Annotated in this window: 28 protein-coding genes; 8 read left to right on the top strand and 20 right to left on the bottom strand. The window is 63.4% G+C overall.

Annotation, left to right across the window (positions count from 1 at the left end):
• Nucleotides 1-23: 23 nt before the first annotated feature.
• The 3 genes from SR858_RS15085 to flgB are packed head-to-tail and all read right to left on the bottom strand — an operon-like array spanning nt 24 to nt 1,512.
• On the bottom strand, nt 24-698 hold the full coding sequence (locus SR858_RS15085; RefSeq protein WP_019919828.1) for a flagellar hook capping FlgD N-terminal domain-containing protein: 675 nt from the start codon (nt 696-698) through the stop codon (nt 24-26).
• A gap of 3 nt (nt 699-701) precedes the next feature.
• A complete protein-coding gene (gene flgC, locus SR858_RS15080) occupies nt 702-1,121 on the bottom strand; it encodes a flagellar basal body rod protein FlgC (RefSeq protein WP_019919827.1) in 420 nt (139 codons plus the stop codon).
• A 28-nt stretch (nt 1,122-1,149) separates the two neighbouring features.
• The gene (flgB, locus tag SR858_RS15075) at nt 1,150-1,512 is read right to left on the bottom strand and encodes a flagellar basal body rod protein FlgB (protein ID WP_019919826.1); all 363 of its coding nucleotides are present in this window, start codon (nt 1,510-1,512) and stop codon (nt 1,150-1,152) included.
• Between the two features lie 172 nt (nt 1,513-1,684).
• Between flgB and flgA the strand changes: the two genes are divergently transcribed.
• The gene (gene flgA, locus SR858_RS15070; RefSeq protein ID WP_154819702.1) at nt 1,685-2,431 is read left to right on the top strand and encodes a flagellar basal body P-ring formation chaperone FlgA; all 747 of its coding nucleotides are present in this window, start codon (nt 1,685-1,687) and stop codon (nt 2,429-2,431) included.
• Between the two features lie 66 nt (nt 2,432-2,497).
• Here the strand turns inward: flgA and SR858_RS15065 are convergent, their stop codons facing one another.
• From SR858_RS15065 to SR858_RS14985, 17 genes are all read right to left on the bottom strand, one after another.
• Nucleotides 2,498-3,262 carry a glycoside hydrolase family 73 protein gene (locus SR858_RS15065; protein ID WP_019919824.1) on the bottom strand — a complete coding sequence of 255 codons (765 nt, stop codon included), beginning with the start codon at nt 3,260-3,262 and terminating at the stop codon, nt 2,498-2,500.
• Nucleotides 3,249-3,695 (bottom strand): flagellar export chaperone FlgN, encoded by a 447-nt coding sequence (flgN, locus tag SR858_RS15060; RefSeq protein ID WP_019919823.1) that lies wholly within the window; start codon nt 3,693-3,695, stop codon nt 3,249-3,251. Before flgN ends, SR858_RS15065 begins: the two co-directional genes overlap by 14 nt.
• Nucleotides 3,692-3,967: a flagellar biosynthesis anti-sigma factor FlgM gene (gene flgM, locus SR858_RS15055; RefSeq protein ID WP_026636910.1), complete on the bottom strand. Its 276-nt coding sequence runs from the start codon at nt 3,965-3,967 to the stop codon at nt 3,692-3,694. Before flgM ends, flgN begins: the two co-directional genes overlap by 4 nt.
• A gap of 45 nt (nt 3,968-4,012) precedes the next feature.
• A complete protein-coding gene (locus SR858_RS15050; protein WP_026636909.1) occupies nt 4,013-4,984 on the bottom strand; it encodes a flagellar motor protein MotB in 972 nt (323 codons plus the stop codon).
• Nucleotides 4,968-5,885, bottom strand: a complete 918-nt coding sequence (motA, locus tag SR858_RS15045) for a flagellar motor stator protein MotA (RefSeq protein ID WP_019919820.1) — start codon at nt 5,883-5,885, stop codon at nt 4,968-4,970. The genes SR858_RS15050 and motA overlap by 17 nt, the downstream gene beginning before the upstream one ends.
• A gap of 58 nt (nt 5,886-5,943) precedes the next feature.
• Nucleotides 5,944-6,684 (bottom strand): FliA/WhiG family RNA polymerase sigma factor, encoded by a 741-nt coding sequence (locus SR858_RS15040; protein WP_019919819.1) that lies wholly within the window; start codon nt 6,682-6,684, stop codon nt 5,944-5,946.
• Between the two features lie 33 nt (nt 6,685-6,717).
• Nucleotides 6,718-7,194 carry a flagellar basal body-associated FliL family protein gene (locus tag SR858_RS15035; RefSeq protein WP_019919818.1) on the bottom strand — a complete coding sequence of 159 codons (477 nt, stop codon included), beginning with the start codon at nt 7,192-7,194 and terminating at the stop codon, nt 6,718-6,720.
• A 7-nt stretch (nt 7,195-7,201) separates the two neighbouring features.
• A complete protein-coding gene (locus tag SR858_RS15030) occupies nt 7,202-9,175 on the bottom strand; it encodes a flagellar hook-length control protein FliK (RefSeq protein ID WP_020647633.1) in 1,974 nt (657 codons plus the stop codon).
• Entirely contained in the window at nt 9,172-9,492 is a 321-nt protein-coding gene (locus SR858_RS15025) for a hypothetical protein (RefSeq protein WP_019919817.1), read from the bottom strand. Before SR858_RS15025 ends, SR858_RS15030 begins: the two co-directional genes overlap by 4 nt.
• A complete protein-coding gene (fliS, locus tag SR858_RS15020; protein WP_019919816.1) occupies nt 9,482-9,877 on the bottom strand; it encodes a flagellar export chaperone FliS in 396 nt (131 codons plus the stop codon). Before fliS ends, SR858_RS15025 begins: the two co-directional genes overlap by 11 nt.
• Nucleotides 9,878-9,929: 52 nt before the next feature.
• Nucleotides 9,930-11,330: a flagellar filament capping protein FliD gene (fliD, locus tag SR858_RS15015; RefSeq protein ID WP_019919815.1), complete on the bottom strand. Its 1,401-nt coding sequence runs from the start codon at nt 11,328-11,330 to the stop codon at nt 9,930-9,932.
• Between the two features lie 110 nt (nt 11,331-11,440).
• Nucleotides 11,441-11,872 carry a flagellar export protein FliJ gene (gene fliJ, locus SR858_RS15010; RefSeq protein WP_019919814.1) on the bottom strand — a complete coding sequence of 144 codons (432 nt, stop codon included), beginning with the start codon at nt 11,870-11,872 and terminating at the stop codon, nt 11,441-11,443.
• A gap of 23 nt (nt 11,873-11,895) precedes the next feature.
• Nucleotides 11,896-13,206: a flagellar protein export ATPase FliI gene (fliI, locus tag SR858_RS15005; protein WP_019919813.1), complete on the bottom strand. Its 1,311-nt coding sequence runs from the start codon at nt 13,204-13,206 to the stop codon at nt 11,896-11,898.
• Nucleotides 13,203-13,919: a flagellar assembly protein FliH gene (gene fliH / locus SR858_RS15000; RefSeq protein WP_019919812.1), complete on the bottom strand. Its 717-nt coding sequence runs from the start codon at nt 13,917-13,919 to the stop codon at nt 13,203-13,205. The genes fliI and fliH overlap by 4 nt, the downstream gene beginning before the upstream one ends.
• On the bottom strand, nt 13,916-14,956 hold the full coding sequence (locus SR858_RS14995) for a flagellar motor switch protein FliG (RefSeq protein ID WP_019919811.1): 1,041 nt from the start codon (nt 14,954-14,956) through the stop codon (nt 13,916-13,918). Before SR858_RS14995 ends, fliH begins: the two co-directional genes overlap by 4 nt.
• Nucleotides 14,940-16,703, bottom strand: a complete 1,764-nt coding sequence (gene fliF / locus SR858_RS14990; RefSeq protein WP_019919810.1) for a flagellar basal-body MS-ring/collar protein FliF — start codon at nt 16,701-16,703, stop codon at nt 14,940-14,942. The genes SR858_RS14995 and fliF overlap by 17 nt, the downstream gene beginning before the upstream one ends.
• A 33-nt stretch (nt 16,704-16,736) precedes the next feature.
• Complete coding sequence (locus tag SR858_RS14985; RefSeq protein ID WP_019919809.1) at nt 16,737-17,081, bottom strand: flagellar hook-basal body complex protein FliE; 345 nt, start codon at nt 17,079-17,081, stop codon at nt 16,737-16,739.
• A gap of 677 nt (nt 17,082-17,758) precedes the next feature.
• Here SR858_RS14985 and SR858_RS14980 point away from each other — a divergent pair.
• Genes SR858_RS14980 through SR858_RS14950 form a run of 7 tightly spaced genes read left to right on the top strand, consistent with a single transcriptional unit; the run spans nt 17,759 to nt 24,140 of the window.
• Nucleotides 17,759-18,667 carry a FliM/FliN family flagellar motor switch protein gene (locus tag SR858_RS14980; RefSeq protein WP_154819701.1) on the top strand — a complete coding sequence of 303 codons (909 nt, stop codon included), beginning with the start codon at nt 17,759-17,761 and terminating at the stop codon, nt 18,665-18,667.
• A gap of 2 nt (nt 18,668-18,669) precedes the next feature.
• Entirely contained in the window at nt 18,670-19,047 is a 378-nt protein-coding gene (locus SR858_RS14975; protein WP_019919807.1) for a FliM/FliN family flagellar motor switch protein, read from the top strand.
• Nucleotides 19,044-19,832: a flagellar type III secretion system pore protein FliP gene (gene fliP, locus SR858_RS14970; RefSeq protein WP_019919806.1), complete on the top strand. Its 789-nt coding sequence runs from the start codon at nt 19,044-19,046 to the stop codon at nt 19,830-19,832. The genes SR858_RS14975 and fliP overlap by 4 nt, the downstream gene beginning before the upstream one ends.
• 18 nt (nt 19,833-19,850) lie before the next feature.
• Nucleotides 19,851-20,123, top strand: coding sequence for a flagellar biosynthesis protein FliQ (fliQ, locus tag SR858_RS14965; protein ID WP_019919805.1), 273 nt, complete (start codon nt 19,851-19,853; stop codon nt 20,121-20,123).
• A 6-nt stretch (nt 20,124-20,129) separates the two neighbouring features.
• Nucleotides 20,130-20,924: a flagellar biosynthetic protein FliR gene (gene fliR, locus SR858_RS14960; protein WP_019919804.1), complete on the top strand. Its 795-nt coding sequence runs from the start codon at nt 20,130-20,132 to the stop codon at nt 20,922-20,924.
• Complete coding sequence (locus tag SR858_RS14955; RefSeq protein WP_019919803.1) at nt 20,917-22,059, top strand: EscU/YscU/HrcU family type III secretion system export apparatus switch protein; 1,143 nt, start codon at nt 20,917-20,919, stop codon at nt 22,057-22,059. Before fliR ends, SR858_RS14955 begins: the two co-directional genes overlap by 8 nt.
• On the top strand, nt 22,056-24,140 hold the full coding sequence (locus tag SR858_RS14950) for a flagellar biosynthesis protein FlhA (RefSeq protein ID WP_019919802.1): 2,085 nt from the start codon (nt 22,056-22,058) through the stop codon (nt 24,138-24,140). The genes SR858_RS14955 and SR858_RS14950 overlap by 4 nt, the downstream gene beginning before the upstream one ends.
• Nucleotides 24,141-24,167 lie beyond the last annotated feature (27 nt).

The following is a 24,167-nucleotide window of genomic DNA, read 5'->3' as shown; positions in this document are numbered from 1 at the left end:
TGGAAATCCTTTAAGAGATTGAATTATTGAATGGCTAAAGCAGGCTTGCCGTTAAACGCAGTAATGTTGCCGGGATCGATTTCGCCCAGGTTGGCGACGTTGAGCACCACGCCGCCGGTCGCCGAAATGCGCACGCTGTTCAGGCGGCCCTGGATGTCGATGGCAGGGGTTTCCTTGGTGCTGGTTTCCACCGCCATGGTGTAAGTACCTTCCTTGAGGCCCAGCGTGCCCGGGTCGATGGTGAACGGAACATTGCCGGGCGCCTGGGTGCCAAGCTTGACCGTATATTTCTCGCCGTTGTCGCCGGTCAGCACCAGGTTGGTATTGGTGCTGCTCGTTTCCAGCACCACCTGCCCGCTGACGGGCGTGGTGCCATCGACGCGGACCTGGGTGGACTGGGCCATGACGTCGGAGCCCACCTGCGCACCGAGCGACAGCACTTGCATGCTCTGCAGAATGCTGGAGTTGGCGCTGGTCAGGGTCGAGAGCTTTTGCAGCGCCTCGGTCTGCGACAGTTGCGTCAGTTGCTGGACGAACTGCGCCGGGTCCGATGGCGACAGCGGATCCTGGTTCTGGATCTGCGCGACCAGCAGCTTGGTGAACATCTCCGACGCTTCGCTGGCCGTGTTCGGTGTTACCGCGTTGCTGACGCCGGTGCCGGTCGTGGTGGTGCCGTTATTGAGAAGACTGACTGCCATGACTTAACTTTCACCAAGTTTAAGGAGGGATTGCTGCATCGTGCGGATGCGGCCGATGACTTCGACATTGGTTTCGAACGCGCGCGAGGCCGACATCATGTCGGCCATCTCCGCCACTTCGTTGACGTTGGAGTAGAACACCATGCCGTCGGCATTGGCCATCGGGTGGCCCGGTTCGTACACCTTGCGCAGCGGTTCGGACGACTCGACCACGTCCAGCACCTGCACCTTGCCACCGGTCATCATGCCTTCGCTGTTTTCGCCCAGCACGGTGGCAAACACCGGTTTGCGGGCGCGGTAGGTTTCGCCCTCGTTGCCGGCCACGGCGTCGGCATTGGCCAGGTTGGAGGCAATGGTATTGAGACGCACGCTCTGTGCGGCCATGGCCGAGCCGGCGATCTCGGAAATATCTTTAAACGACATGTCGTTCCCTTACGGTGGTTGGGCAGTCTTACTGACCGGCGATGGCCTTGGCCAGACCCTTGAATTTCATGTTGACGAAGGTCAGGCTGGTCTGGAAGTCGGCCGCGTTTTGCGAGAATGCCGCCTGTTCGACGCCAAGTTCGACGGTATTGCCGTCGCGGGCAGGGTGGAATGGCACGCGGTACATCTGGGCGGCTTCGCCATCGCCGCCTGGTTCGCCGGAGGCTTCGGCTTGCAGATTGGCCAGGGCGGCGCCGAAGTCCATGTCACGCGCCTGGAAGCCGGGAGTGTTTTCATTGGCCAGGTTGGCCGCGAGAATGCGGGTGCGTTCCGCCCGCAGTTGCAGCGCATCGCCGTGGACGCCGGTTACCTGGTTGAAATTGATGCCCATGGTGGTCTCCTTGCAGGATCGAATGGTGTTTCAGTGAATACTATGTAACTGTTAAGCTCTATTGCGCAGCGGAAATTTCCCGCCTATTCCTCATTGCAATCTTGCTCGGCATGTAGAATGTTGGTCTCGCACGACAGGCCCGTTCGCTTGCATCATAGTAGAGGTATTGCCCATGTTCAACAAAACTATTGTAACTGGTTTGAGCCGAATGTTGCTAACCGGAAGCATCTTTTTTAACACTTCCGCCCATGCCGCGCCTGTTCCCGCAGACAAAGTACTGCTGCTGGTAGAGGACGCTGCGCGCGAGTATGTGTTGCGCTGGGCCGACAGTCGCGGCCTGGCCGAGCCCGAATTCGACATCACGGTGGTGCGCGGCAGCCGTCCGCTGGCCTCATGCGGCAGTGCAGTATCAGTCGAGGCGGCGGACACCCGCCAGCCCGCGCGCATGCGTTTCAACGCCATTTGCAGCGGCGACGGTGCGCGCGGTGGCAGCTGGCGTTACGAGTTCGTGGTGCGCGCCAAGGTGTCGGCGCGGATCGTGATTGCGGCCAATGACATCGGCGCCGGAAAAATCATTACAGATGAAGATGTGTTGCTTGAGCGCCACGATATTTCGACGGTGGGAGACAGTGTGTCGGATCCGCAAGAGGTCGTGGGGATGAGTGCCAAGCGCACCGTGCGCGTGGGCGAAGTGTTGCGTACCGGTTCGCTGGCATCGCCGATCCTGGTCAAGCGTGGTGACCTTGTTAACATTATCGCCAGCCGCGACCAGGTCACGGTGTCGATGTCGGGCGAAGCCATGGATGCGGGCGCCAAGGGCAGCCAGGTGCGCGTGCGCAATTCCAGTGGCAACATCATCCGCGCGCGGGTGACGGGGCCGGGGGCGGTGCAGCCGGCGGATACGCCTGCGGCACGCTGATACCGGATGGACAGACCGGCGCCGGCAGCTGGCGGGGCAGCCTGCATGGCTGGTCTGGTCGGGGTGTCAGTCGGCCGTAGCAGCAGAGGCGCGCTGCAACTGCGTGGCCAGGCGGGCCAGCTTGTCGGCGTAGCCGGGATCGGTGGCATAGCCGCCGCGTGCCAGGCCGTTGGCAAAGGCACGGGCATCGCTGCCCGTGTTGAGCGCGCCCTGGTAGCGCGGGTTGCCGGCTAAAAGTTCTGCGTAATCGCGGAACGCGCTGGCGGTGTCCGGGTAGCTGCGGAAGCGCTCGGTCTTCTTGAGCATGGCGCCGTGTTCGAACTCGGTGGTGGTGGCGCTGGCGACATCGCCCTGCCAGCCGCTACCGGCCTTGATGCCGAACAGGTTGTTGGTGTCGATGCCGCCCTTGCGCAGCGGTTGCCGGCCCCAGCCGGACTCCAGCGCCGCATGGGCCACCACCAGTTCGGGAGAGACCCCCAGCTTGTCGGCCGCTTCGCTGGCCCAGGGCGTGACCGACGCCAGGAATTGCTGGCGGCTGTCGCTGTCCATGCCGCCATCGTCGATGACGCCGGTAGCGTGCCTGGCATTCAAGGCCGCCAGTTGCATGGCCTGGGCCGATGACGGCGCCGCAGAATTTGCCCCTGAGCTGCTGAAACCGCCATCACCGCGGCTGATATAGCCAACCACGTCGCTTTGCACCTGCTGGAACGTGCTCGAAAATGCGCCGGTCGAGACCATCCCGCCAAAGCCGGCCGTGGGCCGGGTGGCGCTGATGTTCGAGGCAGTGGCGGCGGTCGCCGCAGTAAAAGCAGTGGGATTAAATTGGCTCATAAATGTGTTCTTCGCCATGCAGCACGCGCTGCATGATGCCATGCTGTTCGACCAGCAAATCGGCATTGCGCTTCGATAAACGCTTGCATTCGATGACCAGCGCTTCGAGCGCCAGCCAGTCGGCTTCCATTTTCTCGCGGGCTGCCGGTTTGAGCAAGGCAAATGCTTGTGCCATGGTCCCGTTCGGGCCATTCAGGTGTTGCGCGAGTGCAACGCGCTGGATGCGGCGGGCGTCGGCTTCGGCCACCATGCCGGTGATTTTTTCGGCGATATCGCCCAGCCGCGGCCCCTGGTGGCGCAGCGCAGCGTCAAATTGCTCTTCCAGCAGCGCCGCCAGGCCGGCATATGCCTGCATGTCGGCGGCTATGCCGGCCAGCAGCGCGCGCATGGCTTCCTGGCGCGATACCGGCGGGGGCGACGCCGGGTTGCTCACTTTTCCACTCCATGGAAGCGCTGGATCAGGCCGGCCAGCTTGGCCGGATCGAACGGCAGTTCACCCTTGGCCAGCGCGTCGCGCAGCATGTCCACTTTTTCCTGGTCGATTTCCGGCATGTCGCGCATCGCTTGCAGCGCCGGCTGCATCACCGCCGACTGCAGCGGCGCTGCAGTGGCCGCCGCAGCGGGAGCGTCGGCGCCGTCCACCGGCGCCGGCTCGGCAACACGCTGGATGGCCATGCCGTCGGGAGTCGCGGTCGTGATTCTCATACGGGTGCCTCTGGTTGGCTTGGTTTGCATGGCGTTATTGTAGCGTCAGTTGTTGCGGCCCAGCGAATCGCGCAGCTTTTGCAGCAGGCCGGGATCGGGCAGGGCAGTGTTGATCTGCTCGGTCAGCGGCACCGTGCGGTCCGGCATGCCGAACATCGAGGCGATGGTTTTGGCCTGGCTGGTGGTCAGGATCAGCAGTTCGATGCGGCGGTTGACGCCGGCATCGGCGCGCTTGACATCGAGCGGGGCGCGGTCGGCCATGCCCACCACTTGCAGCACCGATTCCGCATTCATGCTACCGGCCAGCAACTGGGCGCGGGCCGACATGGCGCGGTTGGCCGACAGCGTCCAGTTGGAAAACGCCGCATAACTGGTATCGGCGTACTGCATCGAGTCGGTATGGCCGACGATCAGCATCTGGTTTTCCATCTTTGCGAACAGCGGTCCCATCTTGCGCAGCAGGGCGCGGAACTTGTCGGTCGGCACGGCACTGCCACGCACGAACATGCCTTGCTTGTCGGTGTCGTGCAGCATCACCCGCAAGCCGTAGGGCGTGACCACCGCTTCCAGGTTGGACGTGAGGCCGAAGTCGGCGCTCATCTTGGTGAGCGCCTTCGACAGCGCCTGCAAATCGTCCGGGCTTTCGTACTTGACCTTGGCGGCGGACGTCGGATCGGCCGGCTCGCCCGGCGCCAGCTTTTCGCCGGGCTGGTCGGTGCTGCCGGTATGCGGCATCGGGAACCGTTCGATCAGGCTGCCGCGCGGGCCGCCCACCTGCTCGGGCATCACGCCCTTGCCCTGGTCGGTCTTGGCGCCGTCCGATTCGGTCATGACCTGCTCCAGCGCCTCGGTATTGCGGGCGGCGATCAGCCACAGCACCAGGAACAAACACATCAGCGCCAGGCAGAAGTCGGCGAAGGCTACCTTCCAGGCCCCGCCGTGGTCGTCGTGCTTGTGCTTGCCGCCACCGCGCTTGACGATGGTCTGGTCATGCGCTTTCTCATGCGGCTTTAGCACCACGACCTCCCCGGCGGCTGTCGTCGGCCGGTTCGCTGTCGCGGCCTTCCAGATCGTTGATCCAGCGTTCGAGCTGGGCGAAGCTCGGCTTGATGTTCAGCGGCACCAGGCGGCGGCCCGAGTCGATCGCCAGCAGCGCCGGCTTGCCGGCCACGTGGGTCACCAGCACCACCTTGACGGTTTCCTTGTTCGACGCCTCCTGGTTGACCAGCTGCTTGAGCATATTACACAGCGGATCGATCAGGCCGTAACACAGGAAAATACCGATGAAGGTGCCGACCATGGCCGCGCCGACGTTTTCGGCGATCTCGCCCGAGGTGGCGCCCTGGCTCACGGTACTCATGGTGATCACGATACCGAGCACGGCCGCCAGGATGCCGAATCCCGGCATCGCTTCGCCGATCTTGCCCAGCGACTTGGCCGGTTGTTCGAGCTCGGTGTGCAGCGCTTCCAGCTCCTGGTCCAGCACGCCTTCGAGTTCGTGCGCGTTGATCTTGCCCATTGCCATCAGGCGGAAGTTATCGACGATGAAGGCCAGCAGCTTCGGCTCTTCCAGCACGCGCGGGTAGCGCTGGAACAGCGGGCTGTCCTTGGGCGCTTCGACGTGGGCGTCCAGCGCTTTCAGGCCGCCGGCGGCCAGTTGCAGCAGTTCGTACATCAGCAGCAGCAACTGGCGCTGGAATTCGGAGTCGTATTTTTTGCGGACGATGATCTTCTTGATCTGCGTCATCAGCTCCTTGAGCACGTGGGTCGGGTTACCCAGCACCAATGCACCGAGGCCGGCGCCGCCGATCACGATCAGCTCGAGCGGGTGCCAGATCTGGTGGAACGTGCCGCCCATCAGGGCAAAGCCGCCGAAGACGCTACCTAAAATGATGAGGATGCCAACTAGTTGCTGCATGATGATTCGCCTTTCCGCGTCATTTTCTTGATTCCTGGTGGTCGTGTTGTGCGAGTCGCTACGCGGCTTGCAGCACGGCTTTCATTTTGTTCAGGGCCGCCTTGTTGAGCTGGCAGACGCGGGCGTCGGTCAGATCCAGCACGGCAGCGATTTCCTTGTAGCTCAGTTCGAATTCGTAGTACATCTGCACCACCCGCTGCTCACGCTCGTCGAGGCTGCGCAAGGCCTGCTCCAGGCTGCGCCGCACGATCAATTGCTCTTCCGGCCCCGGGGCGCTGTCCTGGCCCACGGATTCCTGCAGTACTTCATCGAAACTGGCGATCAGCTCGGCATTCTCGTCGAGCTGGTAAGCCTGGTATTGCTCGGGCGTCAAGGACAGCCCGGTCATGATTTCCTGTTCGCTCGGTTCGTGGCCCAGCTTGCGGGTCAGCGCACGCACGCTGTCGCGCAATTTGTGGCTGTGCTGGCGCACCGCGCGCGGGCGCCAGTCCTGGCGCCGCAACTCGTCGAGGATGGCGCCGCGGATGCGCAAGCTGGCATAGCTGCCGAACGTTTCGTCGGGCGCGCCATAGCGGCGCAGCGCTTCCAGCAAACCGATCAGGCCGATCTGCTCCATGTCGTCGCGGTCGATTGCCCCCGCCACCTGCGAGTTGAGCTGGCGCACGATGCGCTTGACCAGCGGCGCATACGACAGCAGGTATTTCTGCTCGTCGGCCGGGCTGTGCATCGCCACCGCGCCGTCGCCGCCGTCGCCGTAACCATCGGCATACGCATTGCCAGGATGCTCTACATAGGCCATGCCCGCTCCACTGTTAACCATGCTGGCTGTGGCTTACTCAATGATGAGCTTGCCGATCATGACATCGGTAAACGGCTTGTCCAGGCCTTCGTGCTCGTACGCTTCATCGAAAGCCTTGTTCAATGCCGCCGCAAACTGGTCGATCGTCATGGTCTGGGCGGTGGCCATGGTCAGGTCGGACAGCGTGCGTACGGCAACGCTGCGCAACATCGGCAAATGTTCCTTGGCCTGCTTCTCGGTCTTCTCGTCCGTGGTGATCACCAGGTCGGCCGACATGTAGTGGGAACTGGTGTCACCGGGCTGACGCTTGAGCATGATGATGACCTTGTCCACCGTCATGTACTTTGGGGGACCTTCTTTCTTTTTCTCTTCCTTCTTCGCGGCCTTCTTGCCATCGGCAGAAGTCTCTTCCGCGTGGGCGTCCTTGGACATATACCAGAACGCACCGCCGGCCACGGCCGCGCCAACCACGACGACCAGCGCGATCGCGACAATTATTTTCTTGTTCATCTACAGATTACTCCTGGTCATTCATGGCAAAAACTGGTTTCGAGTCATCCTGGTACAGGGCCCGGCCCGGGTTGCGACCGCGTTCCTGCTCCTGTTGCTGCTGGCGGCCGCCATCTGGCTGCCCCTGCGAATAGGATGGCTGCGGTGTCGCTTGCGACAGGGCCGACGTGCGGGCGGTCGATACCGTCACCGCCACGTCGCTGAACTGGCGGGTGGCCAGGTCCTGGCGCACCGAATCGCCGATGGCGTTGAGCTGGCGGACGACCTCGCTGTTACTGGCGGACAGGTTCACTTGCAGCGCGCCGGCGCTCTGGCGGATCGAAATCTCGATGCTGCCCATGTTTGGCGGGTCGAGGCGGATCACGGCCTGGTTGTTGTTACGTTGCAAATTCACTTGCAGGCGGTCGCCCAGCGCTTCGCGCAGTGGTTGCTGCCATTGTTCCGGCGCCCCCGCCAGCTTGACGGGCGCGGCGAAGCCGGCAGGCGTTGTCGCTGCGGCCGCCACGGTGGGCGGGGTAGCGCTGGCAGTGGCCGCCAGTGCGCTGGTAAATTTCGCCGTTGCCTGGCCGTCGTCGCTGGACATGCCGAGACCATGGTCGCGGTTGGCTGCAACTGGTGCGGGCACGGCGACGTCCACACCTGCGCTGGCCACGGCAGGCATCGCGCGGGACTGGGCAGCCCCGGTAATGGCAGGGTAGCTGGCAATGGTCGCGCTGGCGGTAGCTGCGGCGGTTGCGCGGAGTGGCTGTGCGGCAGCGGTCGGGAATGGAATTGCCGCATTGGTCGAGGGTGGCAATGACGCATTGGCCGGGAGTGGCAGCGCCGCATTGGCCACCGCAGCGGCCTTGCGCCCGCTGAATTGCTGGCCGCTTGCCTCGGCCACGATCGTTGCCACTGCGGGAGCGGCTGCATACTCCGACGTGGCGAACCGTGTCGTTGCCGGTGCCGTGGCGGCCGTCGTGGCGGTCGTCCTGTCCGCCGTTGCAGCCATGGTGCTGGCAGCAGCAGCGGCCGTCGTGGTTGGCGCCGCGCCTGCCTGGTGGCCTGGCATGGCAGCGGCGTTGGTGGCCAGCGCCGGGTTGAATGGCTTGACCGAGCCCGCGACCGAGGCAGGCACGGCATTTTCCGTGATGGCGGTGTTGGAGACCGCAGGTGCGGCCGCGTCGGCTACGGTGCCCCCGTGACTGGCAACAGCCGGGATCATGCCGGTAACCGGGATGCCGGACGTGCGCGGTGAGGTTGTTGTGACTGCTGCGGCGGTTGCGGCCTCGACCAGTTGCGGGTTCGCTGGCGTGACTGCGGATGCATAGCCGTACGTGGCCAATAACGGCGCGCCGATGTCCTCGGTGACACGCGCAGCTTGCTGTGCCAGCGCCAACTGGTTGGCATCCTGCAGCGCGGTATAGCTGGCCTGCGGTGCCGCGCCTGAAGGCGTGGTCACGGCGATATTCGCGGCAGGCAGGTTGAACGGGGTAGCGGACGGATACAGCGTGGCGCCGGCACTTGTGCCAGCCACCGCGCTGACCGCAGTACTCACCGTGGTGTCGGCCGCGACCGGCGCCGGCGCGATGGACCGGTTGCCGGCCAGGGCAGGCAGCGCGATGGCGGGGGCCATGACGGCAGCGAAGACGGGGGCGACGATGATGGCGGGCGCCCCCGCGGCGGCGATGCCGGCATTATCGGCATCGGCTGGCTCTTGCGTGGCAGTAGCGCCTGCTGGTGCAGCAACGGTCGCGTCACCTTCGGTGGTCGTGTCCATGATGTGCGCAAACAGCGGCGCTTGCGCGGCGCGGTCGGTCGGTACGGCCGGCATGCCCGGCGCAGCGGCGTTGACCGGGGCGCCGGCCGGCGCGGGCTGGCGGCCAACGATGCCGTTCAACAAGAAATCTTCGCTCGCACCCGGCTGCCCGGCTGCTGCAATGCCGGTACTGAGGGTGCTGGTGGTGCCCGGCGTGGCCGGGCTGGTGATGGTCATGGTCATGCTGTGTATCCGTTTTCTGCCAGCTCGCTGTCCAGCGCATAGGCGAGCAAGCCTTCTTTATTCGCCTGCAATTCGCTGAGCTTGCGGCCGACTTCTGCGGTGGCAAGGTCGCAGCGGCGGGCGGCTTCCTGGTGTACCTGGTACAGGGCCGAGAGGGCGGCCTTTTCGGCCGCGTCCCACGGACCTTGCGCCGCCATCTGCGGCAGGGTCGTGGACAGCAGCGTGTTCAGCGCCGCCAGCATCGACCAGTCTTCCGCGCCGACAGCGGCATGCATTTTTTGCGTCAGCGACAGCAGTGTGCGTTGCCTATCCACCATTGGCCTTGGCCTGGACGCCAAGCCAGCCTTTCTTGATGGTGGTCAGCAGGGCGATCACTTCGTCGATCACCAGCGGGTCGAGATTGATGCCGGCCGTGTACAGGCGGCTGGCGCAGTATTCGTAGAGGCGGCCGAGATTCTTGACCACCTCGCCGCCGTTGTCGTAGTCGAGTGAGCTCGACAGACCGTTGATGATGTCGGTGCACTTGTTCAGGCTAATCGCCTTGAGCTCGTAGCGTTTGCCGGCAATATGGCCGCGCGCGCGCGCCAGCTCTTCGAGCAGGCCGTCGGTCAATACCAGCACCAGTTCGACGGGCGAGGCGCGGGCGACCTGCGCGTCGAGGTTGGTGGCGTGGTAACTGCTATAAGCTTCGTGATTCAACATGGTGTTCACCGTACTATGTAAAAGGCGGCGGTTGCCGCCCGTGGTTGATGCTTTAAGTTTTACTACTGCTGGAGAACAGCTCCGTGAACAGGTTCGACGTGTTGGTCATCGACGACTGCAACTGCTGCAACGTCGTAAACTGGGTCAGGTAGCGGCGGTAGGCATTGTTGAACTGCACTTCCAGCGCGGTCTGGCGGTCGGCCAGCTGGCTTTGCAGCTTGGCGCTGGCCTGCTTGCGCACCGAGATCGTACCTTTGGAAGTGTCGGTCCAGCTGCTGATCAGCTTGTTCATTTTACCGAGCACGCCGCTGTCGTTCAGGCCCAGCGACGACGAGCTGCCGAACATGGTGTCCAGTGATCCCGGGTTGGCGGCCACGGCCTTGGTCAGGCGCGCGGTATCGAGCGACAGCGTGCCGTCGCGATTGCCGGTAATGCCAAAGCTCACCAGGGACAGGCCGCCGGTCGCCGCACGCAAGGCGGTGCCCAGCTGGTCGCGCAGCGCCTTGACGCCCGAGTCGGCGTTCAGCACACCCGGGGTGACGTTGCTGGCGGCGTTGCCGGCCTGGGTCAGCGCGTTGACGGCGTTATACAAATTGTTATATGCCGTGACAAACGCCTGGACATTGGCGGTGGTGGCGGCAGTGTCGGCACCTACCTTGAGCGTGATTGGCGCATCGCTGGCGCCCTGCGCCTTGGCGATGGTGAAACTCACATCGTCGATGACGGTGAAGGTGTTGGAAGCCTGTTCGATCTTGGTGCCGGTGGTCTTGGGGCCGGACCAGACAATCGCGTTGTTGGCAGCGGTCAATATGGTCTTGTCCGCCAGATCGTCGGCCAGCGTCTGGTCGCTGGCGCCGGTCAGCGTGATCTCTTCCACGCCGGCGTCCTTGCCGGTCTTGGTCGAGGTCAGCACCAGGCGGGTGTCGCCGTTGATGGTGATGGTCGATGCGGTCAGCTTGCCGTCGTTGTCGGCCGACGCGTTGATGGCGGCGGCGATTTCCTTCGGCGTCAGTTCGCCATTGTTGTCAGTGTTGGCCGTGGCCAGGTCGATCTCGATGTTCGAGTTGTCGCCCATCTTGATGTTCAGCTTGCCGTTATTCGGCGCCAGGCCGTTGCTGATGCCGAACGATACCTGGCCGGCCGTGGCCACCTGTTCCACGTAGAACGAATAGCTGCCGGCAGCAGCGAGCGCGCCGGCGCTGCCGGTGGCAATGGTGGTGTCGCTGAAGGTGGCGCCGCGCGCACTGATGGTCTTGCTGGCGCCATTGGCCAGCGCGTTGATCGCGGTCTGGAACGTGGACAAGGCCGTGCCCAGCGTCGCCAGCGCGGCCGTGTCGGATTTGTCCCGCGCGACCTGGGCGTCGAGCACGGCCTGGGGCGCCTTGATATAGGCGTTGGCCAAGTTGGTGGCCGTGGTTTGCGGATCGTAGGTTGGACTGGTGATGACGGCCATTTTGTTGCTCCTGGAAACAATGAGTGAGTGTACCCTGATACAAGGCGACCCTAATCGTTTCCATATGAAAAGTTTTTTAACTATTTTTCCGGTGTTGCGCGCAAGCCCACTTACTTTTGCCCGCGCCACCACGCTTGCGTTGCCAATTCATCATGCTGCTTGCGTTCCTTGGAATGTTGCTCCTTCTGAACCACCTTGTGCTGCTTGTCGAGCACCTTGCCCAATACCTCGCGCTTGGCCCAGGCCGCGTTGAGCGCCTGCTGCGACACCGCCATGTCGGCCTCGTGCAAATGCAGGTCCACCCGGTGGTTGTCGGCCATCACCATCACGGCCTGCTTGTAGTCGCCGCAATTGCCGGCCAGGGCAGGGTGCAGGTTGCCGCTGGCGCCCATGTTGACGTACAGCCCGGTCAGGCGGTCGAGGTTTTTCTGGTAACGATCGCGCAAGTTGGTCTTTTCGGCCATCTCGGTCTGCAGGCGCTCCACTTCGGTGTTGCGCAGGGCGACCAGGGTGGTCAGGTTGCGGATGTTGTGCTGGCTCATAGTGTCGGTCTCACTTCAAGGTGTCACTTCATCAGCGTTTCAAGTTGGATGATGCATGGCGCGTACGGCGCTTCTTCCTTGGTGCCCTGGCACAGGAACTGTTCCACGCGCGGATGCAGCATCACGGCCTTGTCGGTGACCAGGTCGGCGCCCGGTACATAGGCGCCCAGCGGTATCAGGTCGCGCACGCGGTCGTGGCGCGACATGCTCGCTTTCAGCGCGCGCGCCGCCAGCATGTGCTCCGGCGTGATCACCTGGCTCATGCAGCGGCTGATCGACTGGCCGATATCGATCGCCGGGTAATGGCCGCGCTCGGCCAGTTCGCGGGTCAGCACGATGTGGCCGTCGAGAATCGCCCGCGCGGTATCGACCACCGGATCCTGCTGGTCGTCGCCTTCGGCCAGCACGGTGTAGATGGCGCTCATGCTGCCTACCTGGTTTTCGCCGTTGCCGGCCGATTCCACCAGCTGGGGCAGGGCGGAAAATACCGATGGCGGATAACCCTTGGTCGCCGGCGGCTCGCCCAGCGCCAGCGCCACTTCGCGCAGCGCCATCGCGTAGCGGGTCAGCGAATCGACCAGCAGCAGCACGTTCTTGCCCTGGTCGCGGTAATGCGCCGCGATCGAGTGGCACAATTCGGTGGCCATGATGCGCATCAGCGGGCTTTCGTCGGCCGGGGCGATCACCAGCACCGCCTTCTGCAAGCCCTCTTTACCGAGCGACATATCGACGAATTCGCGCACTTCGCGCGAGCGTTCGCCGATCAGGCCCACCACGACCACGTCGGCCACGGTCTGCCGCGTCATCAGGCCCAGCAGCACGGATTTGCCGACGCCGGAGCCGGCCATCAGGCCCACGCGCTGGCCGCGGCCCAGGGTCAGCATGGCATTGATGGCGCGCACGCCGACATCGAGCGGCTCGGTGACCGGCTTCTTCCTGAGGGGGTTGATGCGCGGCGGCTGCGAGTCGAGCGGAAAGTCGCCGCCCAGCTTGCCCAGGCCGTCGATCGGTTCACCGAGGCCGTTGACCATGCGGCCCAGCCAGCCGGAACCGATTTGCAGGTTGATCTTGTCGGGCGAAGGCAACACCCGCGCGCCGGTGGTCAGGCCGATCGCCTTTTTGAATGGCATCAAATACGACACCTTGTCGCGGAAACCGACGACCTGGGCGTCGAGCCACTCGCCGCTCACTGTCTCGATCTGGCAACGCTGGCCGGTATGCAAGGGACAGCCGACCGCCTCGAGCAGCAAACCGGACGCGCCCACCAGCCGACCCGTAGGGGTGGCCATGGGAACGCTGCCCAGTTCGAGATTGCGCAAGGCATCGGCGATCACTGTTCGCTCTCCGTATCGTCATCATCACCGCCGTCGGCGGCCTGCAATTGATTATCGACCTGTTCCATGACCGCAGCAAGACGTTGATGACAGCCAGCATCGACTTCATTATCGCCAGCCTTGATCCGGCATTCGCCCACTTCCAGGCGGGCGTCGCCGATCAGGTGCCATTTCTTGGAACGCTTGGGATCGAGCTCGGTGATGCGTTTGAGTTCTTCGGGATTGAGGTAAACGTCGATTTCTTCGCGGGTGGGCGGCATCGAGGCCAGGGTTTCCTCTACCAGCGACATCAGCTGCACCGGCTGCAAGGCCAGCTCGGCGCGGATCACCTGGCGCGCCACCTTGGCCACCAGGTCCACCACTTCCTTGCGCTGGGCGGCGCGGTAGTCGGAACGCAGCTTCTTCAAACTCTTGAGCATGGCATCGACCGGGCGCGCCATCTGGTCGTAGGCCACCAGGGTTTCGTGGCGGCCTTCTTCGCGGCCCTGCTGCTGGCCGGCGTTGCGGCCGGCTTCGTAGCCGTCTTCCTGGCCCCGGGCCAGGCCGATTTCATAGCCGTCGCGCTGGCCTTGTTCGAAGCCTTCGGTGACCGAGGCGGCCCACTGGGCGCCAGCGTCACCGCCACCGGCGTTGCCGTTGGCGGCCGCGCGCTGCTGTGCCATGCTGGTGAACTGGGCCAGCGGCGGAAAGCGGTAGGCGCGGAACTGCTTCATTCAACCACCTGTTCGGCAAACAGCTGGATCTCGACTTCGCCGTTGTCGGCCAGGGCCTTGACGGTGTTCATGATTTCCTGGCGGGTTTGCTCAATGCGCGACATCGGCATCGGGCCGGCGCGGCGCATCATGTCCTCGAAGGCTTGCGCCTGGCGTTTCGGCATGGTCTTGAGAATGGCATCGCGAATCGACACTTCGGCGCCCTTGAGCGCGATCGCCCATTGCTCGAGCGGTACTTCCTCGATGATGCGCGACAGCGCATTTTCGGACTGGTTGGCCAGGATCAGGAAGTCGTACATCGACAGTTCGATCTTCGAGACCACGTCCGGGTCGTGGGCGCGCAGCAGCTCCACCATCTGCGCGCGGTTGCCTGGCAGGCGGTTGAGAATCTCGGCGGTCTGGCGGATGCCTTCGACGCTGGTGCTCTGCGAATCGAACGAGCTCAGGCAACGCACCACCAGCTCATCGAGCTCTTGCAGCAGTTCGCGGTCGATCTCGTCCATGCGCGCCAGGTTCAGCAGCACCAGGTCGCGGCCTTCGACCGGCAGGGCGTCGATGATCTGGCCGGCCAGCGCCGGCGGCAGGAAGGCCAGGAACACGGCTTGCATCTGCACGTGCTCGTTGGAGATGTACTCGGCCAGCCACTTCGGCGAAGCCCATTGCAGGCGCGCCATTTTCGGCCGCAGTTCGTCGCCGTAGATATTGTTCAACACCGTGTTGGCCAGGTCGGAGCCGAGCGCCAGGTCCAGCGAGCGCTTGAGGTAGCTGCGCGACGCGCCGTGCACACCCGATTGCTGGCGGTAGTCGTCGAAGAAGGTCTGCATCGCGTTCTTGACCGATTCGACCTTGATGCCGCTCATGCGCGACATCACTTGCGTGACTTCGATCAGCTCCTCGCGCGACAGGCAGCGCAGCACGGCGGCAGCCGGTTCCTCGCCTATGCTCAGCAGCACGATGGCGGCCTGTTCGACCGGCGTCAGCTTGGCTTGAGCGCCAAATTCGCCGTCGTTATCCTGGTAATTATTGAGTTCGGCCATTTTTCTGCATCCATTGTTTGACGACTTCGGCGACGCGCTCCGGCTCTTTCTCGGCCAGTACTTTCAGGTGATCGACCATCACATCCACCGCCGAGCCTGGTGGCGGCAGATCGTAGTTTTCCAGCAGCGGCACCATGGTGGTCGGGCCGGTGGCGCTTGGCAGCGTCGGCAGGCCGTCGGCGCCCAGCGCCGGCATGGCAGGGGTGCCAGGCAGCGCGGCAACCGGGTTGCCATTGGCGTCTTTGGCTTCGCGGGCGGCGGCCACGGCGGCCGCTTCGGCCGCGCGGCGTTCGGTTGCAGTGCGGGCCTGTTCCTTCGGATCCGGGGCAAAGCGCATCGTCACCAGGCGCAGCAACGGACGCAGCAGCAGCAGGTAGCCAAGCAGGAAGCCGACGCCGTAAATCACGTACGAGCTGATATCGACCACGTTGTCGCGTTCCTGCCACCATGGCACCACGGCCGCCTTGGCCGGGAAGTTCATGGCGGAGACCACCAGCTGGTCGCCGCGTTCGGCGTTGATGCCGAGACCGTTGCGCAGCAGCTTGTCGATATTGGCAATCTCGGCCGCACTCCAGCCGGAGGCCGGCGTTGGCGCGGCCGCTTGCGCCAGCACCACGGCCACGCTCAGTTTTTCCAGGCTGCCACGGCTGCGCTTGGTCTGGGTGATGCTGCGATCGTAAGCGTACTGGCGGGTGGTGGCGTTCTTGCGCGCGCTGCCGTCGTTGCCGTTGGCCGGATCGGTGGCGGGCTTGGCGGCGTCGGCCGGATTGGCATTGGCCGGCGGCGCCCGGTTCGACAGCGTGCCCGGTACGCCCATCACCATGCGGTTGCGGTCCTGCTCCTCGCGCATCGCTTCGCTGGTCACTTTCGGATCGGCGCCGTATTTCTCGACCGTTTCCTCGACCCGGTCGTTGCTCACAGTGGCGGCCACCGACAGGCGGAAATTGTCGTCGCCGATCACCGGACCGAGCAGACCCTTGATGTTTTGCTTGACGTCGTCCTGGTAGCGCTTGGCCGCTTCGTTGCCGCCGGCGGCGCCATCGAAGCCTTCGGACAGGTCCACGTGCGACGACAGCAGGTTGCCGGCCTGGTCCACCAGGCTGACGCGCGCTGGCGCCAGGCTGGCCACGCTGCCCGAGACCATGTTGATCACGGCGGCAATCGCTTCCGGTTGCAGGGTGGCGCCCGGCTTGAGCGCCACCACCACCGAGGCCGACGACTTGTCGCCGTCGGACGAAACAAACGAGCTCGACTTGGCGATCGACAGATGCACGCGCGCATGGGCGATCGCGTCCATGGTCATGATCGATTGCGCCAGTTCGCCTTCGAGTCCGCGGCGGAAGCGCACGTCCTGGACGAATTGCGACACGCCCAGCGGATCGTTCTTGTCCATCAGTTCCAGGCCGGCCGGCAGTTGCGCGGTGACGCCCTTGGCGGCCAGCAGCATGCGGACCTTGCCCAGCATGTCGGCCGGTACCAGGACCTGGCCGCTTTCCGGGTGCACGCGGTACGGCACCCGTTCAGTTTCCAGTACATTCATCATGTCGGACGCCGAGACTTTTTCGCGCGCGCCGAATACCGGCTTGTAATCGGACTGGTCTTTCCACAACAGCATCAGCACCAGCGCCGTCACGCCGATTGCCAGCAGCAGCAGCGGGTAGAGGTTCTTGAGCAGGCTGGGGGACACGGACATGGCGGCCGGGTTGGTGCGCCAGCGGCCGAAGGCGGTCTTGAAGGTGTTAATCACGGATGGACTTTCGCGGGCGGTTACAGCGGGTCATTACAACGGCAACTTGATGAGCTCGTCGAGGCCGCCCATCACCTTGTTACGCACTTGCATCAACATGGAGAAGGACAGGCTCGCTTCCTGGCTCGACAGCATGGCGCCGATCAGGTCGTCGCTTTTGCCCGATTCCACGTCGGCCATCTTCTGGCCGGCGGCGACATCGCCATCGTTGACCTTGCCAATGGTGTCTTGCATGGCCTGGGAAAACGAGAAGCCCTGGTGCGGCATACTGGCGCCGAACTGGCTGGCGGGGGCCACGGCAGCGTTTGACAGCGCTTGCGCGGCGTTGGTCAGCGCGGCCAGGTCGGCCTGGATCAGGCCTGCGATTCCGTTACTCATTGCTACCTCCGGTTACTACAGCGTTGATGTCCCTAACATAGCCAGATTGCCACCACCCAGCAAGCACTGCCTGAGGCCCCGCATTGGCGTGTTCCGTTCGTACGACACTGCATGTTGCATATGTCACAGTGTTGCTCAATTACCATCTCGATTTGTCGGACAAGTCGGGACAGCAAAGCAGGCGCGGGCCAGCCGGGTAACATGGCGCTGAATGAAAAAGTAGGGGGAAATCCGAAAAAAATTCACGTTTGACTGTCGCTTGGCGGGGCGACGCGCCGCATGCTGCAAAGGCCTTTTATCATGTTTTCTATGAGCAAATATCGTTATAAATCATTCACTAAGCACGATGCGAAAGGTTTGTTGCGTTGCAGCGAATACCAAGTAATGCTGGAATAAGCTTACCGGCTAGCAATACTCCTGTAAAGGTTTATTTGCCCTGCGTAAACATGATGCGACACGGCGGATGACACAATTCAAGGGTAATATTGTTCAATGGCAATAATGTGAATTTTCGGGTATGCTGTCGCTACCGGAAGCATCCTACTTTCAGTTATGCTGTTGCAATAAATAAATTATGTGTCGATTCCCGCTCGGTCTGTTGTTCGCGAGCGAGAGGTGCGATGATGCACTGTGGTGCAAATTTAGTGCGATTTTCCGGACCATCCCCTGATACGACAATGACGAAACAAACTGCGCAACATCAAGTCCTGGACCCCTCGCTGTTAGGGCGTCCCGTGCACCTGCTGCCCATCTTTGCGGCGCAGTTGCGTGACGACCTCACGCAGTCCATGCGCCTGAATATGCACCGGCGCTACTGGGGCGGCTTCCAGGTGGAAGACGTACAGTTCAGCCGCATCGACAGCGCCACGGCCCCCAGCAGCCGCTGGCTCAGTTTTGCCGCGCCAGCCGGCCAGATTGCTTTTTCGCTGGAACGCAAGGTGTTGCTCAGCGTCCTCAACTATCGCTATAGTAGTGGCGCCAAGAGCGACAGCGTGGCCGAGGTGGACGAGGCAGCGGTGCGCGTGACCGCCACCGAGGAACGCCTGGCTGTGGTTTTAGGGCAACAGTTAGCGGGCATTCTGGCCGGCCGCATCGAGGCCAATCTGCCCGAAACCAACCTGGCGCCGGGCGCGCGGTTGCCGAGCGGCGCAGCGGCTGCCGCTGAAGAACCGGTCGAAGATTATGGTTTCAAGCCGACCACCGGCGCCCACCCCGCCAAAGGCGCGTGGGTGATCGTGGTCACCCTTGCCGGCGCCACCAGCGGCGTGACGGCGGGCCGGTTCTGGTTCGCGCTCGACAAGCAATTGATGGCCGGCGTGCTGCGCGGCCTGCTGCGCGACCGCGACGGCGCCAAAAAGCGCAAGCCGGCCGGTCCGCTGGCGCAGCGCTTGCACCTGGGTATCACGGGCCGCCTGGCCAGCAAGGAAGTCATGCTGGGCAGCCTGTACGACCTGCAAGTCGGCGATATCATCCCGATCAGCTTGCACCGGGCCGACGTCCTGCTCGAGGACTCGCGCCTGTTCACGGCCGCCGTGACCGAGCACAAGGGCAAGCTTTGCCTCACCTCCTTTGAAGATGCTGAATAACGATGAACATGAACGTAGCCAACCCCAACGACGCCCTGCTGGAAGACCTGTCCGACGAAATGATCATCGAGCAAGTCGGCGGTGAGCTGGCCGACACCTCGGTGGCCGCCCAGGCGCCGCGCCGCGACCTGCCCGCCATGATGCGCAAGATCCCGGTCACGCTGACGCTCGAAGTGGGCTCCGCCCGCATTTCGCTGCAAGACCTGATGGCCATCGGCCCCGACAGCGTGGTCGAGCTCGACGTGCTGGCCGGCGAACCGCTGGTGATCAAGGTCAACGGCACCGCCATCGGCCGTGCCGAAGTGGTCGTGGCAGGCGAGAACTACGGCCTCAAGGTACTGGACCTCGACGGCCTGAACCTGGACCTGATGACCCCATGACCGTGGTCGAGTCAAGATCCGGCAAGCTGGCGACGCACAAGGTGAAGATCGGCATGCTGGCCGGCGCTGCGCTTGCCGTGGCGCTGGCCATGCTGCCGGGCGCCGCCCACGCGGTGGACCTGCTGGCCAACGTGGTGCCGGGCGCCAGGACCGAGCTGACGGTCAAGATGCAGATCCTGATCATCATGACCTTGCTGGGCTTGCTCCCGGTGATGGTCATGATGATGACCAGTTTTACCCGCTTCGTGATCGTGCTCTCCTTGCTGCGCCAGGCCCTGGGTTTGCAGCAGGGCTTGCCCAACCGGGTAATCACCGGCGTGGCGCTGATCCTGACCTTGCTGGTGATGCGCCCGATCGGCGACCAGATATGGACCGAAGCGTTCGTGCCCTACGACCAGGACAAGATCGGTCTCGACACCGCCCTGCAGATCGCCCAGCAGCCGGTGTCGCGCTTCATGCTGGCGCAAACCAGCAAGGCCGCGCTCAGGCAGATCGCCCACCTGGCCGGCGAAGATAATGTCACCGACCCGACCAAGCACGCCTTCACGGTCAAGCTGGCCGCGTTCGTGCTGTCGGAACTGAAAACCGCGTTCCAGATCGGCTGCATGCTGTTCATTCCATTCCTGGTAATCGACCTGGTGGTGGCCTCGGTGCTGATGGCGATGGGGATGATGATGCTCTCGCCGCTGGTCATTTCCCTGCCGTTCAAGCTGCTGCTGTTCGTGCTGGTCGACGGCTGGACGCTGACGGTCAACACGCTGGTCACCAGTATCCAGGCCTACTGACGGCGAAGGGGAACTTGCATGCTCACTCCTGAAATCGCCGTCGACCTGGTGGCCGAATCGCTGCACATGGTGATGCTGCTGGTGGTCATGCTGGTGGTGCCGGGCCTGGTCGTGGGCCTGATCGTGGCGCTGTTCCAGGCCGCCACCCAGATCAACGAACAGACGCTGAGTTTTTTACCGAAGCTGCTGGTGACGCTGCTGGCCGTGATCCTGATGGGACGCTGGATGTCCGGCTACCTGATGGATTACTGCGTCTCGATCTTTACCCGCGCCGCCACCCTGGTGGGCTAGCTGCCCATGGAACCGGTCCTGGCCAACCTGCTGCCCATGCTTACCGCGATCTGGTGGCCGTTCTGCCGCATCCTTGCCATGTTCATCGGCGCGCCGGTGCTGGGCGAGGCGGTCACGCCGGTCACGGTGCGCATCCTGCTCGCGCTGGTGCTGTCCATCGTCATGCTGCCGCTGACCGGCGGCATCGGCGCGCAGAACGCCCCCATTGATCCGTTTTCCATGCACGGCGTGGTCGCCACCATCGAGCAGGGGCTGATCGGTTTCGTGCTGGGCCTGGCATTCCACTTTGCCATGTCGGTGGTGGGCGTGCTCGGCTACATGGTCACTTCGCAGATGGGCTTGTCGATGGCGGTGATGAACGATCCGCTCAACGGCCAGTCCTCGGACGTGGTGTCGGCGCTGCTGTCCACGCTGGCCATCATCGTGTTCTTTGCCATCGACGGCCACCTGGTCATCGTCGGCATCCTCGGCCAGAGTTTCCATGCGTGGCCACTGGGGCACGGCTACTCGCCGCTGCTGCTCAACGCGGTGGCCTACAACGTGGCGTGGATTTTTTCGGCGGCGATGCTGCTGGCGTTGCCAGTGGTGTTTGCCACCATCGTGGTGCAACTGGGTTTCGGCTTTTTGAACCGCGTGGCGCCGAGCCTGAACCTGTTTTCGCTCGGCTTTGCCGTGATCACCATTTTCGGCCTGATGATGCTGGGGGAACTGGTGAAATTCATTCCCGAGCACTACGTGCGCATGACCAACCAGGTGCTGGAAATGATACGCCAGCAGATGCAGGCGGCCGCCCATGGCTGACCAGGGCAGCACCGGCGACAAGACCGAAAAGGCGTCAGCCCAGAAGCTCAAGAAGTCGCGCGACGAAGGGCAGGTGGTCCGGTCACGCGACCTGGCCACCGCGATCGGCATCCTGGTCAGCCTGAAATTGTTCGTGTACCTGCTGCCCAGCTATATGACCGACATCAACGCGATTTTTCACACCAGCTTTGCGCCGTTCGACAGCGAAGGCGCGATCGAGAACACCATGTCCACGCTGTTCATCACGTCGATGTGGTTGTTCATCAAGATGGTGCTGCCCTTGTTCATCGTTCCGATGTGCATCATGATGGGAGCGATGATCCCCGGTGGCTGGGTGGTATCCACCAAGAACTGGGCGCCCAAGTTTTCGCGCATGAACCCGATGGCCAACCTGGGTCGCCTGTTCGGCGCCAAGCACGGCACCGAGCTGTTGATTTCGATCGCCAAGGCCGGCGTGCTGATCTCCGTCCTCATCCATATGGCGCGCTCGACCGTCGGCGCCTACATGGAGTTGCAGCATATGCCGATGGGGCAGGCCATGGTGGCGGGCGCGTCGCTGATGATGGACGGGCTGATGGCGATGGTGGTGATTTTCGTGCTGTTCGCGCTGGTCGATGTGCCGGCGCAGGCGTATTTTTTCGCCAAGAACCAGCGCATGAGCAAGCAGGATCAGAAGGACGAACACAAGACCAGCGAGGGCCGGCCCGAAGTGAAAAGCCGGATCCGCCAGTTGCAGCGGGCCCTGGCGCGCGGCAGCGCCCGCAAGACCGTGCCCACGGCCGACGTCGTCATCGTCAACCCGGAGCATTACGCGGTGGCGCTGAAATACGACCACGACCGTGCCGAAGCGCCGTTCGTGGTGGCCAAGGGCATCGACGAGATGGCGTTGTACATCCGCCAGCTTGCCAGGGAATTCGAGATCGAAGTGATGGAGCTGCCGCCGCTGGCGCGCGCCATCTACAACACCAGCCAGGTCAACCAGCAGATCCCGGTGCAGCTGTACCAGGCGGTGTCGCAGGTGCTGAACTACGTGCTGCAATTGCGCGCGTTCCACGGCGGACGCCGTAATGCCCGGCCGGTCCCACCCACAGAAGTTGTCGTACCCACATCCATGAGCGAGGTTAAGCAGTCATGAATTTCTTCAAAGCGCTGATCGTCGAGGCGCGCCGCCACAAGTTCGCCACCCCGGCCTTCCTGCTGGCGATCCTGGCGATGATCATCCTGCCGTTGCCGCCTTTCCTGCTGGACGTGATGTTTACGTTCAACATCGTGCTGGCCCTGATCGTCATCATGGTGTCGGTGTCGGCGCGCAGGCCGCTGGACTTCTCGGTATTCCCGACCGTGATCCTGGCCACCACCATGCTCAGGCTGACCCTGAACGTGGCCTCCACCCGGGTGGTGCTGCTGCACGGCCACCAGGGCACCGATGCCGCCGGCCAGGTGATCGAAGCGTTCGGCCATGTCGTCATCGGCGGTAACTACGTGGTCGGTATCGTGGTGTTCGTGATCCTGATGATCATTAACTTCATGGTGGTGACCAAGGGCGCCGAGCGGATTTCGGAAGTGTCGGCGCGGTTTACCCTCGATGCGTTGCCCGGTAAACAGATGGCGATCGACGCCGACCTCAATGCCGGCCTGATCAACCAGGAACAGGCTCAGGTGCGCCGCAAGGACGTGGCGGCCGAGGCCGACTTCTACGGCGCCATGGACGGCGCCTCCAAGTTCGTGCGCGGCGATGCGGTCGCCAGTATTCTCATTCTCATCATTAACATGGTGGGCGGTGTGGCGATCGGCGCCATCATGCAGGACATGTCGTTCGGCGACGCGTTCAAGCAGTATGCGCTGCTGACCATCGGTGACGGCCTGGTCGCGCAAATCCCGGCGCTGCTGCTGTCGGCCGCCGCCGCCATTCTGGTGACCCGGATCTCCGACACTGGCGATTTCGAACAGCAGGTGGGCAACCAGGTCCTGACCTCGCCGCAGGTGATGTTCAGCGCCGCCGGCATGATGTTCATCCTGGCGCTGGTGCCGGGCATGCCGTGGCAGATGTTCATGCCGTTTGCCATCGTGTTGGCGTACGTGGGCTGGAAGCTGGGGCAGCAGGTCAAGGCGCCCGACACCACGCATATCGCCGCCATTGAAAAGGCGCTGCGCGAGGATGCGCCGGAAATCGAATGGCAAAGCCTGCCGGTCACGCAGCCGCTGCAGGTGGCGCTCGGCTACAAGCTGGTTTCCCTGATCGACAAGTCGCAGGGCGAACCGCTGGTCAAGCGCGTGCGCGGCGTGCGCCAGAGCCTGTCGGAGGCAATGGGCCTGCTGTTGCCGCCGATCTCGGTGCGCGACGACCTCGGCATGAAGCCGTCGCAGTATTCGGTGATCCTGTCGGGCAGCGTGGTGGCCCAGGGTGAAGTGTTTGCCGACCGCCTGATGGCGATCCCGTCGCCCAATGTCTACGGCAGCATCGACGGCATTCCCGGCATCGAACCGGCCTACGGCATGCCGGTGACGTGGATCGAGACCAGCGAGAAAGCCAACGCGCTGGGGCTGGGCTACCAGGTGGTGGAGACGTCGAGCGCGATTGCCACCCACTTGTCCAAGCTGATCCGGGAATACCTGCCCGAGCTGTTCCGCCACGAAGACGTGCCGCACCTGATCGAGCGCTTGAATGCGCTGTCGCCCAAGCTGGCGGGCACGCTCGACAAGTCGCTCACCCACACGCAGCTGCTGCGCGTGTTCCGCGTGCTGCTGGCGGAAAACGTCTCGCTCAAGGATATCGTGCCGATCGCCACGACCCTGGTGGACAGTTCCGAGACCACCAAGGACCCGATTCTGCTGGCCGCGGAAGTGCGCTGCGCGCTGCGGCGCCAGATCGTCACCTCCCTGTTCGGCCAGCGCACCGAGATGCAGGCGTTCAACCTGGGCGGCGACCTGGAAAATATGCTGCTCGGCTCGCTGAACCAGGCCCGCCAGGGCGGTAAAGTCGTGCTCGACAACTATCCGATCGACCCCAACCTGCTTGCGCAATTGCAAGTGAATATGCCGGTCGCCCGCGAACAGATGAAACAGCAGGCAACCCCGCCGCTGCTGCTGGTGCTGCCACAGATCCGCCCGCTGCTGGCCAGGTACGCGCGCCTGTTTGCGCCCGGCCTGCACGTGTTGTCGTATAACGAGATCCCGGAAAACCGCGAAGTGAGCATCATCGGTACGGTCGGCTAGAGCCTCCCGGCCTTGTCGTGCGGGTTG

This window comes from Duganella zoogloeoides (genome assembly GCF_034479515.1).
GTDB classification, from domain to species: Bacteria; Pseudomonadota; Gammaproteobacteria; order Burkholderiales; family Burkholderiaceae_D; genus Rugamonas; species Rugamonas zoogloeoides.
Note: the sequence above shows the minus strand (reverse complement) of the source record. Positions and strands in the feature narration are given on the sequence as shown.